We start from the raw sequence: 13,408 nt of genomic DNA, 5'->3' as shown, positions 1-13,408 counted from the left end.
AAAATTTTGGACCGCAACTGGTTAACATATAAGGGCCTTTGGGCCCTTTCTATCCCTTCCATACTCGCATCAATGCTTGAGCCTCTAAGCTCAATTGTTGATACTGCACTTGTTGGAAATTTTGATACAAAAATGCTGGCCGCGATGGCCATTGGTGTTTCGGTTATTTCATCTATTACCTGGATGTTTAACTTCTTGGTCCATGCACCAATCCAAGCAATCTCTCAAAAACTAGCTAAAGGTGAGTATGAGAATGTAGTTTCGCTTATTAAGGTGACTTTCCTAATCGCTTTCTCGATTGGACTTTTTCTCGTTCTCATTTTTGTTCCCGCACGCCACTATGTTTATGAATTTTTGAGTGTCACGAAGGATCTTTATTCTTTATGTGATGACTATTTTTTAACCAGACTATATGGCCATGTATTTATTCTTTTATTTATGTCGGCCTTATCAGTTCTAAGAGGAATGGCGAAAGTAAATATCGTTTTAGGAATAATTGGGGTAGCAACTTCGATTAATATTGTATTGTCTTACATAGGTCTCTATCAACTTAATATGGGGCTTTCAAGCGTTGCGGCCGCTACGATTTTTGCTAATGCTGTAGGCTTTCTAATAAGTTTATACTTTATTCTGACTCACGAAAAAATTCGTCATTTGTTTTTAAAACAAAAAATCATGTTAGCGGATGCCTTTCATATTGGAAAAAGTTCTATCAATGTTTTTATGCGCTCGGCTTTTTTAACTCTAAGTTTTTTCTTGGCCACAAAAGTTGCGAGCTCAATCTCTTTAAAGGCCCTCGCTGCTCATCAGGTTATTCTCAACCTATGGTTATTTGCATCTTTCTTTACTGATGGAGTCGCGACTTCTGGAAATATTATAGGTGGGACACTTTTCAAAAATGAAGGCCATGAGCACTTAAAAGATATCTTTCATAAGCTTCTTTTTATGGGGGGGATTATTGGAATTATCTTCTGTTTCATTTTCACTTTTGCCAATGGCCCATTAATTTCACTTTTTACGTACGATGAAAGTATTCATGAAACGATTAAAGGCATTATTTATTTCTTGGCCATTGCTCAAATTCCTGTTTCAATTGCATATGTCTATGATGGGCTAGTCTTTGGAATCAATCGCTTTGATTTCTTAGGTCGTCACATGGTGATAGCCTTCTTCACGTGCTTTGTGCCACTGGCGTATTTGAGCTATCAAAATCAATCCTTCTTGCTTCTTTGGGGGGCAATTTTCTCTGTGGGTATCTACCGATTTATTTCGAATGCATACTTAATCGGAAAGACACTAAAGGTTAAATAAAATGAAAGAAAAAGGTTCTCTTGGTTTTTCCCAGGACTATTGGGATGTAAATTATGAAGAAGCTGATCAAATGGATGGAATAGGCAATGTCGAGCAGCACGTTGGCTATATTAAAAATTTATTTGGATTAGAGTATATTGATATCAATTCTATTATTGATTTAGGCTTTGGCCTTGGTCATTTATTTGAGGCACTTTTAGACGAGTTTAAGCCATATAAGGCCCATGGAATTGAGCCCAGTGAATACGCTTACAAAATTGTAAAAGAGCGTGAAATAAACAAAATTGAATCAACTCAGTTTAAGTTAGAGAGAATGGATATTGTTAGCTGGTGTCGCAAGAATGAGAAGAGTAAGAAATCTTTTGATCTTGGTGTTTGCACAAGTGTGTTTCAATATCTCACAGATGAGGAATTAGAGTATTGTCTGCCAATTCTTGCATCCAAGTTAAAGTATTTTTATCTAACAGTTCCAACGGATAAAGAACTCGATCGCCAGATCGAAGATCTTGAGTTTAAAGATGAATATGCCATTCGTCGAAGTCGTACAAAATACCAGAAAATGCTTAGAGAGCATTTTACATTTATTTCTAGTCGACTACTAGAAAGCAAGGTATATTTTGATGAAACAAACACAAATTTTACCGACTTATTATATCGATATTAAATGGAGTTTATTATGAGTAATTCTGGTCTTGATACAAAGACATGTGAAGCAATTGTTAAGGGTGAAGCCAAGGCCCAAACTGCAGCTCAACTTATGAGCGCACGTTACTTTGCTTATACAATCGGCAATATTGATTTCATCGTTGATTCAACTCACCCTGATCACAGAGATGATATGGATGTAAATGAAATCAAGGCGTGGTCATCACAATCTGAGTGGAAGGGTCTTGAGATCGTTGACACTGCAGAAGGAACTGAGAGAGATGACTGGGGAATGGTTGAGTTTAAGGCGACTTTTGGTTTAGGTGGCCAAGACCATGTGCATTATGAGCGTTCTGAATTTGTTAAGGTTGATGGAGACTGGTTCTTCGTTGACGGTGAGCCAATCGTAGCGCAGGTTAAGAGAGATGGTGCTAAAGTTGGACGCAATGACCAATGTCCTTGTGGTTCAGGCAAGAAATTTAAGAAGTGTTGTGGTCGATAATTGTCGACTAAATAGCCTTTGTTTTAACGCGTCATGGTCGCTAAGTGCGGTGGTGTGATTAGTTAAAATTAGGGTTACAACTTTATGTATTTCTGTTAAAAAACTAATAATTTCATAAATATTTTATTGTTAACAAACCAAGATAACGGGATTTGTCGCTATGATTCACATTAAGAGAGGATTGGATCTTCCTATCAGTGGGAAGCCATCACAAAAGATTGAGGTAGGACCTCAAGTGACTAAAGTCGCTCTTACTGGGCCAGACTATGTTGGAATGAAGCCAACTATGCTTGTTCAAGTAGGTGACGAGGTTAAAAAAGGTCAGGCGTTATTTTCTTGTAAGAAAGTTGAAGGTGTTCTTTATACAGCACCTATCAGCGGTAAGGTTATTGAAATTAACCGTGGTGCAAGAAGAGCGTTTGAAACTTTAGTAATTGAAGTTTCAGGTAACGAGCAAGTTACATTTGAAAACTTTAAAGGGACGGGAGTAAAAGATTTAACGAAAGAAGCTGTTCAAGCTCTTTTAGTTGAGTCAGGTCTATGGCCAGCTTTCAGAACAAGGCCATTTTCTAAGGCACCAGCTTTAGGTTCTGAGCCACACTCTATTTTCGTAACTGCAATGGATACTAATCCTCTTGCAGCTGATCCAGCAGTAGTAATTGCTGAAGCAAGCGAAGATTTCACGAATGGTGTTGAGATTATCTCAAAACTAACTGATGGAAGAACTTTTGTTTGTAAAGCAGCTGGAGTTAATATTCCAAAGCCTTCAACGACTAAAGTTGAAGTGAAGGAATTTGCTGGTGTTCACCCAGCAGGTAACGCAGGAACTCACATTCACTTTGTTGATCCTGTAAACGCTAAGAAGATTGTTTGGTCGATTGGTTACCAAGATGTAATCGCAATCGGTAAGCTTTTCACTTCAGGTGAACTTTCAACTGAAAGAATTATCTCAATTGCAGGTCCTGCATCTGTAAACCCAACTCTTGTTAAAACAGTTCCAGGTGCTCATTTAGGTGAAGTTACTTCAGGAAAAGTTGGACAAGGTGAGGTGAGAGTTGTTTCTGGTTCGGTTTTCAACGGTCGCGCAATGGTTGGAAGTTTTTCTTACCTAGGTCGTTTCCACAACCAAATTTCTCTACTTACTGAAGGTCGTGAAAGAGAGTTCTTAGGATGGCACAAGCCAGGTCTTAATAAATTCTCTGTTAAGCGTACTTTCCTACACTGGTTAAAGCCAGGGCAAATTTTCGATTTCACAACTGCTACTCATGGTTCTGATAGAGCAATGGTTCCAGTAGGGTCATACGAAAAGGTAATGCCTCTTGATATGCTACCAACTCAACTTTTAAGAGCACTTGTTACAAAAGACAATGACTACGCTGTAGAGCTTGGTTGTTTAGAGCTAGATGAAGAAGATTTAGCACTATGTACTTTCGTAAGTCCTGGTAAAGTTGATTTCGGTCCAGCTCTAAGAGAAAGTTTAACTACTATTGAGAAAGAAGGATAATTACAATGTTGCGCAAACTTCTAGATTCTCAACATGATAATTTCGCTAAAGGCGGGAAATTCGAAAAGTTTTATGCTGTTTATGAAATGATCGATACTTTCCTTTATACTCCAGGTGGAGTAGCGAAAGGTTCAGTTCATGTTAGAGATGCACTTGACTTAAAAAGATTAATGATCACAGTTGCTATTGCTCTTATTCCAGCAATGTTTATGGCAATGTACAATACTGGTTTCCAGGCTAACTCTGCTCTTGCAGCGGCTGGTATGACTCCTGAAGGTTGGCGTGCTGATATCATCATGGCGCTTGGTGCAGGTTTCTCTCCAGAAAGCTTAGTTGCAAACCTACTTCACGGTTTCTTATACTTCTTCCCAATTTTCCTAGTGACTCAAATCGCTGGTGGTTTCTGGGAAGCACTATTTGCAATCGTTAGAGGTCACGAGATTAACGAAGGTTTCCTTGTCACAGGGATGCTATTTCCATTAACTCTTCCTCCAACAATTCCTCTATGGCAAGTTGCTGTAGGGATCTCTTTCGGTGTTTTAATCGGTAAAGAGGTTTTCGGTGGTACAGGGAAAAACTTCCTTAACCCAGCACTTACTGCTCGTGCATTCCTTTTCTTTGCATATCCTGCACAAATTTCAGGGGACGCAGTATGGACTGCAGTAGATGGTTTCACTGGAGCAACAGCTCTTTCTCAGGCAGCTCTTGGTGGTGTTGGTGCAATCACAACTTCAATGCAAGATGCTTTCTTAGGATTTATGCCAGGTTCAATGGGTGAGACTTCAGCTCTTGCTTGTTTAATCGGAGCAGCAGTTCTAATCATCTCAGGTATCGGTTCTTGGAGAATTATGCTTTCAATGGTTCTTGGAGCAGTTGTTACTTCAGCAATTTTAAATGCTATCGGTTCTGATACAAATATGATGTTCTCAGTAACTCCACTTTGGCACTTAGTGATCGGTGGTTTTGCTTTTGGTACAGTGTTTATGGCAACTGATCCAGTATCAGCTTCTATGACACACAAAGGACACTGGTTCTATGGTGCTCTAATCGGTTTCATGGTTATCCTTGTTCGTGTTATTAACCCAGCTTTCCCTGAAGGTACTATGCTTGCAATCCTTTTCGGAAACTGTTTTGCACCTTTAATTGACTACTTTGTAATTCAAGGAAATATCAAAAAACGTGCAAACGGATACAAAACGGCTTAAGGGGGCAGTGATGAGTAATGATAGTACTGCAAAAACTCTGATCGTAGCAACAATCCTATGTGTTGTTTGTTCAGTTGTCGTATCTTGGTCAGCGGTTTCACTAAAGCCACTTCAAGATGAGAATAAAGTTTTAGACGTTAAGAAAAACCTTCTTATGACTGCAGGTCTTGTAAAGGCGACTGCTACTAAAGAAGAAATTTTAGAAGCTTATAAGCAAATCGAAGAGAAACTAGTTGATCTTAAAACTGGTGACTACGTAACTGATATGGATGTTACTAAATTTGATGCTGTTAAAGCTGCTAAAGATCCAAAAATGAACTACGCAATTCCTGCATCTGAGGACAAAGGAAAAATCAAGTTCCGTGCGAAATACTCTAAAGTATTCTTCGTAAAAGATGGTGAGACAACTAAGTCTGTTGTTTTCCCAATTCACGGTAAAGGTCTTTGGTCAACAATGTACGGTTTCCTAGTTCTTGAGACAGATCTTAATACTGTTAAAGGTATTGGTTTCTACTCTCACGGTGAAACTCCAGGTCTTGGTGGTGAAATTGATAACCCACACTGGAGATCAGTATGGCCAGGAAAGAAAATCTTTGGTGATGCAGGTAAACCTCAAATTCAAGTTATTAAAGGTGAAGCTAATAAAGCAAGCAGCTTTGATATTGATGGACTTTCAGGTGCAACTCTTACAGCTAATGGTGTAACAGGAACTGTTCGCTATTGGATGGGTGACGATGCATTTGGACCATTCATTGACAAATTCACACAAGGTGGGGGTGAATAATGAATTTTAAAGAAACAGTAGTTTCTCCATTATTTGAGAACAACCCAATTGCACTTCAAATCCTAGGTATTTGTTCTGCTCTAGCGGTTACGACAAAAATGGAGTCAGTAGCAGTTATGTGTTTAGCGGTAACAGTTGTTACAGCTTTCTCTAACTTATTCGTATCACTTATTAGAAATCACGTTCCTAGTGCAATTCGTATTATCGTAATGATGACGATTATTGCTTCACTAGTTATCGTGACAGATCAAGTTCTTAAGGCTTACGTTTATGACGTTGCTAAATCGATGTCAGTTTATATTGGTCTAATCATTACAAACTGTATCGTTATGGGACGTGCGGAAGCATATGCGATGAAGAACCCTCCAATCATGTCATTCTTTGATGGTGTTGGTAACGGAATCGGTTATTCAATCGTACTTGTATTTGTTGGATTCTTTAGAGAGCTTCTTGGTTCAGGAAAGCTATTTGGAGTATCTGTTTTAGCAACAACTGGAGAAGGTGGTTGGTACCAAACTAATGGTATGGCACTTCTTGCACCATCTGCATTCTTCTTAATTGGTTTTTTCATCTGGGGACTACGTACTTGGAAGAAAGATCAAGTAGAAGAAATGTAAGGGTAGGTGAAATATGTTTGAACATTATTTAAGTTTATTTATTAAAGCAGTATTCATTGAAAACTTAGCCTTAGCATTCTTCCTAGGTATGTGTACATTCCTAGCAGTTTCGAAAAAGGTTAAGACTTCTATTGGTCTTGGTGTAGCGGTTGTTGTTGTACAAACAATTACAATCCCTATTAACAACCTACTTTATAACTACTTACTAAAAGAAAATGCTCTTGAGTGGGCAGGGATCTCTGGTACAGATCTTTCATTCCTAGGTCTAATTTGTTACATCGGTGTTATCGCGGCGATGGTTCAAATCCTAGAAATGTTCCTAGATAAATTTATGCCAGCTCTTTATAACGCTCTTGGGATTTTCCTACCTCTTATTACTGTTAACTGTGCCATCATGGGTGGATCACTATTTATGGTAGAAAGAGATTATACTTTTGGAGAGTCTGTTGTTTTCGGTATCGGTTCTGGTTTCGGTTGGGCCCTAGCGATTGCTGCTCTTGCAGGTATTAGAGAAAAAATGAAGTACAGTGATGTTCCAGATGGACTAAAAGGTCTTGGGATCACTTTTATCACTGTAGGTCTAATGGCACTTGGTTTCCTAAGTTTTTCAGGAATCCAACTTTAGTAACGGTAAGTAATAAAAAGGAAATATTATGAATGCAATTATTCTTGGTGTTTTAATGTTTACCGTTGTGGTTCTTGCTCTTGTTTTAGTAATTCTTTTTGCTAAATCAAAGCTAGTATCAAGTGGTGACGTTAAGCTAACGATCAATGGTGAGAAAGTGGTTCATATCCCAGCTGGTGGTAAACTACTTAACGCTCTTGCCGATCAAAAACTATTCGTATCTTCTGCCTGTGGTGGTGGGGGTACATGTGGTCAGTGTAAAGTTCACGTTCACGCAGGTGGTGGTGAAATTCTTGAAACTGAATTATCACATATCTCAAAGAAAGAAGCTCGTGAAGGCTTAAGACTTGCATGTCAGGTTGGTATCAAAACTGATATGGAAGTTGAAGTTGAAGAGTCTGTCTTTGGTGTTAAGAAATGGGAATGTGAGGTTATCTCAAATGATAACGTTGCGACTTTCATTAAAGAATTTAAGCTTAAGCTTCCAGAAGGTGAGTCTGTACCTTTTAGAGCTGGTGGTTATATTCAAATCGAAAGACCAGCAGGGCTTTCAATTGATTACAAAGACTTCGACGTACAAGAAGAATACCGTGGAGATTGGGATCACTTCAATCTTTGGCAGTATAATTCAACTGTAAACGAAGAAACTATCAGAGCTTACTCGATGGCAAACTACCCGGAAGAAAAGGGAATCATTATGCTTAACGTGCGTATTGCTTCTCCTCCTCCAAGAGCTCCTAAGGGAACTCCTCCAGGGAAAATGTCTTCTTATATCTTTAGCTGTAAGCCAGGTGACAAAGTTACAATCTCTGGTCCATTCGGAGAGTTCTTTGCTCGTGACACTGATAAAGAAATGGTATTCGTTGGTGGTGGAGCTGGTATGGCGCCAATGCGTTCACACATCTTTGACCAACTAAAGAGACTACACTCTAAACGTAAGATGACTTTCTGGTACGGTGCTCGTTCAGTTAGAGAAATGTTCTATGTTGAAGACTTCGACGGTCTACAGGCCGAAAATGATAACTTCACTTGGCACGTTGCTCTTTCAGATGCACTACCGGAAGATAATTGGACAGGTTACACTGGGTTCATTCACCAAGTACTTCACGATGAGTATCTTGCTAAGCACCCAGCTCCAGAAGATTGTGAGTACTACCTATGTGGTCCTCCTATCATGAACAAGTGTGTAATCGATATGCTTCTTGACCTAGGGGTTGAGCGCGACGATATCATGCTTGACGATTTTGGTGGGTAACTAGGATTAAAGTAATAAATTTACATATAGAAGAGGCCAGCTTTATAGCTGGCCTTTTTTATTAGCTAATTTCGAATAAAAGTTAAGCTAAGTTATCCTTTCTTCAATTGTTCATATATTCCACTATGTTAGTTTTGATGTATGGATAATATGACGGCCCTATATATCGTACTCTTATCATTTCTACTTCTGTGCGTTGTCAGTACTTATGTTGTTGCAATGGTGGATAAAGAAAGTGACTACCAGCAATTTAAAATGGCCCTAATTTTTAATTTCTTCCTCTATGCTACACGTTTTTATTGTGCTCAGTGGATGGAACTCGACGTCATATTCTTTGGCTTAAAATTCATTCCACTTTATTTGATATGTAATTTCTTTCTAAATAATCGATTAAGCCAGTATCGAGTTGAGTTGATGAGTCTTTTTGTTTTAAGTGGCATTGCTGGCTTTTTATTGTATTTAGCTGGAGTTGAGTCTGAATATTATTCCCTTACTGTGGCCATCGGAAGTTTCACTCCTGGTATCTATGCATTGGCCTACTTTGGTAAACGAATAAAGTATGTTGTGAATTTTTTCTATTTTACTATTTTTGCTATCGCAGGAATAGTCACATTTACCTATCCATTTACCTTTGAAATAAAGGGCTCTGGGATTTGGGGCTGGAGTGCGGGCGTCATCACTTATATTGCAATCATGTTAGGGCTTCTGGTTAAGATCTTAGAAAAGAAAGTTGATGGGGATTATAAATTACAAGAAGAGTTAAAGCTTATTAATGCAGTTTATAAGGCCGTTATTCATGATACTTCAAATGACTTAAATTTTTTGTCTTTAAGTCTTTCAAGGGCGTTAAAAGATGAGAACTTGACCTATGTAAAGTTAGCCTATGATCGATTAAGTGAGCTCATCAAATTTAAAGCAGAGATTCGTAAGCAATTTAATAAAGATAATCTTTCATATGATGTGGAGCTTTCGTCAATAGTAAAGTCTGTTGTCTCTCACTACCAAGACGACTTTAACAAGAAGCGAGTTCAGTTGGTTGTCACTTATCCCCATCAAAATATCGAAGCTTCGCTACCCATTAGTAAGGAGAGTTTAGTTAACTCGATTTTAGGTAATCTTGTTTCTAATGCCTTGAAGTTCTCTGAGCCACGTTCAAAAGTCTACCTTTCAATGATTCACGATAAAACTCATGTGTACTTTAGTGTTATTGATTCAGGGGGCGGTATTTCTGACGACATTATTTCATCAGTAACGAATTTCTCAAAAGTGAGATCGAGTAGTGGTACTCGTAACGAACTGGGCAGTGGAATGGGCCTTAGCATACTTTGCTACATCATCAAACGAATTGACGGTGAAATTAGCTTCATGAGTATGAAGAGTGGAACAAAGGTAATTGTAAAGATCCCTTTTGTTAACCAAGTATCAGAACATTTAGATAATAAACGTGATGGCCACGGTAGCAACGTAATATCACACGCTTAAAACTCTTATCTTTTCTTACATAACTAGTCTTATTAAGGCTTATTGGGTCTAATTATGGATATGAAATCGATACTCACTTTATTACTTTCAACTTATGTCTTGGCCTCTTCTCCGGTAGCAATATCTGATTTTTCTAACTCACTAGAAAATGAATTAGGATTGAAGCTTTCACGCTTAGATGATGTTGTAAGAAAGATTAGAATCAGAAAACCAAATGTTTTTGAGAAATGGTTAATGAATAAAAGTGGTGCAGAGGCCACATATAACGACAAAACGAACACGATTGTTTTACGACAAAAGAATTGGCGTGGAGATCGAATTGTTAGCTCGTCTGATTTTCCAACTGGACAAGAGTATCAGTTCACTATCTTAGCATCGACTATTTTTCATGAGTTAATGCATGCGGACTTTGATGTTTTAATAAAGGGGAGTCATACACGTTCTGATATTGCACTTAAGAATACTCAGCGCTGGTTCTCTCAAAATATTCCTGGAGTTAATGCTCATATTGCTGCCCATGAATTCTTTGGTTATACCGCTTCGGATCTCATCTTGGGAATTAAGAGTAAGCTTCAAGATATCTATATGGCCCATGGGATTAATAGCTATAAAAATACGTGCTTTGGAAAGAAGGGCCTTAAGAGAATTAAGGATCGCCTTTTTCCTGATGGCGATATTCATTTTAAAGACACGTTAAAAATTTCAAGCTTTGCGAGTGTATTTACGCCCAATACAATCTTTGTAAAGGGCAAAGATTTTAATATCAAAGATAAGAACTTCCCTGACTCTTATCGCAAAGATGTCTATCAACACTTTGTGGACAATTACCATGCTCCTAAAAATTCAAGTGATTTACTTGAGATCGCTACGAGAGAGTATGGTGAATTATTACAAAAATGCTTCGAAGGAATATAATTCTAATCCAATCTAAATAGAAATACTTTCAAATAGTTTAGGTTCTCGGCAACTTCTGCTTCGCTATTAAGAATCTTGGCCAAAGGTTACAATATATATTGTGGTGTAAAGTTAAAGAAATAACTTAAGTTGCCATTTTAATTCTTGTAGTGATAATCAGTATTTATTGTTTTATAAGGTGTAATTGGTTGGAAGTTAGTAATAAGGCATTAGTCGCATATTTTGATGGTGTAAAGTCGATGGGGGATTCCGTTGAAGATTTTATTGCCGAGCTTCCAGTTAAAGACAAAGATCTTTTAGATGTAAAGTCGCGTATAAGCTGGCAAGAATTTAAAGATATCACAGTCTTCTTCTCTGAAAAGTACCCGAACTATACTGAAATTATTAGTAATACCGGTGTTTCAAACAGAATCATTAAACCATTTTTTGACATCATTACATATGTAATTAGTTATAGCTTACTCTATGAGTTCTTTTTAAAGCTATCTTTTAAGATGCTTTATACCAATATCAAAATTGATACAAAGAAACTTAGCTCAGATTCTTTTCAAATTATCTTTGAGTTTTCAGATTCATCTCAGATCTTTCACGAATTCATAAATATGTATGTTGAACTTTTCAAAACGATTCCAGTTAATTTCGTTGGGTGTCGTACATATTCAAGAGTGAAGTATCTTGTCGTAGATGACCGAGTTGTATTCTCTGTTAGTAATGCGGCCTTCGCTAAGGTCAGCATTCCGAACTTGCTTTACAATTTCTTCTTCACAAAGAAAAAACTTCACGAAGTTATTCTAAAAAATGTGGAGTATTCGAATCTACTTGAGAAGCAAAACTTAGAGCTTGAAGAGTATCGAAAGAACCTTGAGCTATTAAATACAGAATTGAATTTAAGTAATCGTACCTTACACCATGATGTTGCTAATAAACTTCTTAGTCTTGAAGTAGCTAAGAAAAGAATTGAGAATGGTGATTATGAGCAAGCGGTTAATAAGATCAATCAATTCTCAAACTCAGTTAAGGGAATTATTCAAAACTCAATTGTTACGACACATATTGATGGTGAACTTTTTGAGCTTCAAGAAAATAATTTATATGACCTTTTAATTGAAGCAGTGACAGAGTATGACGACATTGCTATCCAAAAAGGTGTTCGAATTATTCACGACTTTAAAATTGATCAAAACCTAACTTTATATACAAATAAAATCGCACTACAAAATAACCTAATTTCTAATATTATGTATAATGCGATCAAATTCTCACATAAGAATGAAAGTATTGTTTTCTCAGCTTCTGTTTGTGATGAGAATCTTTGTCTAAGAATTGTTGATTTTGGTGTAGGTATTCCAGAAGAAAAACTTAAGCTTATCAAAAGAAATGTTGGTCTAATTGGTTCAACTAAGGGGACTAATGGTGAGAAGGGTTCTGGACATGGAATGAGTATCATTATGGATACTGCCAACGCACTAGGCTTCAAGGTTAATATTTCATCGAGTTTAGGAAATGGAACATCAATTGAGTTAATAAAAAATATTTCTCAAGAAGAAACAGATTTTACAAACGTTCTTTTCCTAGACGGTCAAAATACAAAGTCGTAAATCAGTCTCATAAGTATTAATTATTACTATTGTGTGCCAAGTATTTTTGCTGAGCTCAGAAAATGACCCATTTGTAACTCCCCAGATTCTCCAAAAAAATCATTTTAACTTATACTCTCACGTTAACTGGAGGGTAGAGATGTTTTCAAGAAATATTGGTTTAATTACTCAAGAGGATCAAGATAAATTACAAGGAGCATCAGTTTTAGTTTGTGGTGTTGGTGGCATGGGAGGTGTCGCTAGTGAAGTTCTTGTTCGTATGGGAATAGGAAAAATTAAAATTGCTGACTTTGATCGTTACGAGCCCCATAATTCAAATCGTCAAATACATTGTAATGCAAAGAACTATGATCGCTATAAAGTCGATGTCTTAGAAGAAGAGTTCAGAAGTATAAATCCAAATTTAAAGATCGAATCATTTAACGAAGGTGTTACAAAAGATAATATCGAAGATCTTTTAGATGACGTTGATATTGTTATCAATGGAATGGATGAAATGTTTTACTCATTAATTCTAGAAAGAGCAGCGCGCAGAAAAAATATCACAATCGTTGATGCTTGGATCACTCCATTTGCATCAGTCTTTGTAATGACTCCGGATTCTCCCCACTGGGAAGAGTATCTCGATTTATGTACCAAGAATACTGCGGTTGAGGATCTAACGCCTGAACTATGTAACCAGGCAGTTAGAGAAGAGGTTGATTTTACCTTCAGTCATTTTTCTCCATACAAATATATTTCTAAAGACCTCGTTGATAAGATTGTAACTAAGGAAGCAACAAGGCCTAGTTTTACGCCTGTCGTTTGGTTATCTGGAGTTCTCATGGCCAACGAAGCTTATAAAGTTATCTGTGGCCTACCACATACGGATCATTTAGGGGTGTTTTTTGACCAGTATGAATTTCAACTAACGAATGCTGGTTCAAAGAGTAAGGAAGGAAAACAAGTAAAGAAAGCTGCCTAGG

Annotated in this window: 13 protein-coding genes; all 13 read left to right on the top strand. The window is 37.4% G+C overall.

What is annotated here, in order from left to right:
- Nucleotides 1–6: 6 nt before the first annotated feature.
- The 13 genes from ACMAYS_RS04115 (at nt 7) to ACMAYS_RS04055 (ending at nt 13,407) form a co-directional block, all read left to right on the top strand.
- Nucleotides 7–1,311: an MATE family efflux transporter gene (locus tag ACMAYS_RS04115; protein ID WP_255407608.1), complete on the top strand. Its 1,305-nt coding sequence runs from the start codon at nt 7–9 to the stop codon at nt 1,309–1,311.
- Nucleotide 1,312: 1 nt separating this feature from the next.
- Nucleotides 1,313–1,975 carry a class I SAM-dependent methyltransferase gene (locus tag ACMAYS_RS04110; RefSeq protein ID WP_103216785.1) on the top strand — a complete coding sequence of 221 codons (663 nt, stop codon included), beginning with the start codon at nt 1,313–1,315 and terminating at the stop codon, nt 1,973–1,975.
- A gap of 12 nt (nt 1,976–1,987) precedes the next feature.
- On the top strand, nt 1,988–2,458 hold the full coding sequence (locus ACMAYS_RS04105) for a YchJ family protein (RefSeq protein ID WP_199177506.1): 471 nt from the start codon (nt 1,988–1,990) through the stop codon (nt 2,456–2,458).
- 160 nt (nt 2,459–2,618) lie between these two features.
- Nucleotides 2,619–3,962: a Na(+)-translocating NADH-quinone reductase subunit A gene (locus tag ACMAYS_RS04100; RefSeq protein ID WP_103216787.1), complete on the top strand. Its 1,344-nt coding sequence runs from the start codon at nt 2,619–2,621 to the stop codon at nt 3,960–3,962.
- A complete protein-coding gene (locus tag ACMAYS_RS04095) occupies nt 3,962–5,167 on the top strand; it encodes an NADH:ubiquinone reductase (Na(+)-transporting) subunit B (RefSeq protein ID WP_103216788.1) in 1,206 nt (401 codons plus the stop codon). Before ACMAYS_RS04100 ends, ACMAYS_RS04095 begins: the two co-directional genes overlap by 1 nt.
- A gap of 10 nt (nt 5,168–5,177) precedes the next feature.
- Nucleotides 5,178–5,951, top strand: coding sequence for a Na(+)-translocating NADH-quinone reductase subunit C (locus tag ACMAYS_RS04090; protein WP_199177507.1), 774 nt, complete (start codon nt 5,178–5,180; stop codon nt 5,949–5,951).
- Nucleotides 5,951–6,568 carry an NADH:ubiquinone reductase (Na(+)-transporting) subunit D gene (locus ACMAYS_RS04085; RefSeq protein ID WP_103216790.1) on the top strand — a complete coding sequence of 206 codons (618 nt, stop codon included), beginning with the start codon at nt 5,951–5,953 and terminating at the stop codon, nt 6,566–6,568. Before ACMAYS_RS04090 ends, ACMAYS_RS04085 begins: the two co-directional genes overlap by 1 nt.
- 13 nt (nt 6,569–6,581) lie before the next feature.
- The gene (nqrE, locus tag ACMAYS_RS04080; RefSeq protein WP_103216791.1) at nt 6,582–7,193 is read left to right on the top strand and encodes an NADH:ubiquinone reductase (Na(+)-transporting) subunit E; all 612 of its coding nucleotides are present in this window, start codon (nt 6,582–6,584) and stop codon (nt 7,191–7,193) included.
- Nucleotides 7,194–7,221: 28 nt separating this feature from the next.
- The gene (nqrF, locus tag ACMAYS_RS04075) at nt 7,222–8,448 is read left to right on the top strand and encodes an NADH:ubiquinone reductase (Na(+)-transporting) subunit F (RefSeq protein WP_103216792.1); all 1,227 of its coding nucleotides are present in this window, start codon (nt 7,222–7,224) and stop codon (nt 8,446–8,448) included.
- Nucleotides 8,449–8,589: 141 nt separating this feature from the next.
- Nucleotides 8,590–9,930, top strand: coding sequence for a sensor histidine kinase (locus ACMAYS_RS04070; RefSeq protein ID WP_412462790.1), 1,341 nt, complete (start codon nt 8,590–8,592; stop codon nt 9,928–9,930).
- A 60-nt stretch (nt 9,931–9,990) separates the two neighbouring features.
- On the top strand, nt 9,991–10,845 hold the full coding sequence (locus ACMAYS_RS04065) for a hypothetical protein (RefSeq protein WP_392991416.1): 855 nt from the start codon (nt 9,991–9,993) through the stop codon (nt 10,843–10,845).
- Between the two features lie 188 nt (nt 10,846–11,033).
- Nucleotides 11,034–12,443 (top strand): ATP-binding protein, encoded by a 1,410-nt coding sequence (locus tag ACMAYS_RS04060; protein WP_412462789.1) that lies wholly within the window; start codon nt 11,034–11,036, stop codon nt 12,441–12,443.
- Nucleotides 12,444–12,582: 139 nt separating this feature from the next.
- Complete coding sequence (locus ACMAYS_RS04055) at nt 12,583–13,407, top strand: ThiF family adenylyltransferase (RefSeq protein ID WP_412462788.1); 825 nt, start codon at nt 12,583–12,585, stop codon at nt 13,405–13,407.
- Nucleotide 13,408 lies beyond the last annotated feature (1 nt).

It is taken from the genome of Halobacteriovorax sp. RT-2-6, assembly GCF_047085025.1.
Lineage (GTDB): Bacteria > Bdellovibrionota > Bacteriovoracia > Bacteriovoracales > Bacteriovoracaceae > Halobacteriovorax_A.
Note: the sequence above shows the minus strand (reverse complement) of the source record. Positions and strands in the feature narration are given on the sequence as shown.

What these genes read in the sequence shown, in the direction of transcription:
- ACMAYS_RS04110 (WP_103216785.1), top strand. Translation starts at nt 1,313, where the DNA reads ATGAAAGAAAAAGGTTCTCTTGGTTTTTCCCAGGACTATTGGGATGTA.
- ACMAYS_RS04105 (WP_199177506.1), top strand. Translation starts at nt 1,988, where the DNA reads ATGAGTAATTCTGGTCTTGATACAAAGACATGTGAAGCAATTGTTAAG.
- ACMAYS_RS04100 (WP_103216787.1), top strand. Translation starts at nt 2,619, where the DNA reads ATGATTCACATTAAGAGAGGATTGGATCTTCCTATCAGTGGGAAGCCA.
- ACMAYS_RS04090 (WP_199177507.1), top strand. Translation starts at nt 5,178, where the DNA reads ATGAGTAATGATAGTACTGCAAAAACTCTGATCGTAGCAACAATCCTA.
- ACMAYS_RS04085 (WP_103216790.1), top strand. Translation starts at nt 5,951, where the DNA reads ATGAATTTTAAAGAAACAGTAGTTTCTCCATTATTTGAGAACAACCCA.
- nqrE (WP_103216791.1), top strand. Translation starts at nt 6,582, where the DNA reads ATGTTTGAACATTATTTAAGTTTATTTATTAAAGCAGTATTCATTGAA.
- nqrF (WP_103216792.1), top strand. Translation starts at nt 7,222, where the DNA reads ATGAATGCAATTATTCTTGGTGTTTTAATGTTTACCGTTGTGGTTCTT.
- ACMAYS_RS04070 (WP_412462790.1), top strand. Translation starts at nt 8,590, where the DNA reads ATGGATAATATGACGGCCCTATATATCGTACTCTTATCATTTCTACTT.
- ACMAYS_RS04065 (WP_392991416.1), top strand. Translation starts at nt 9,991, where the DNA reads ATGAAATCGATACTCACTTTATTACTTTCAACTTATGTCTTGGCCTCT.
- ACMAYS_RS04055 (WP_412462788.1), top strand. Translation starts at nt 12,583, where the DNA reads ATGTTTTCAAGAAATATTGGTTTAATTACTCAAGAGGATCAAGATAAA.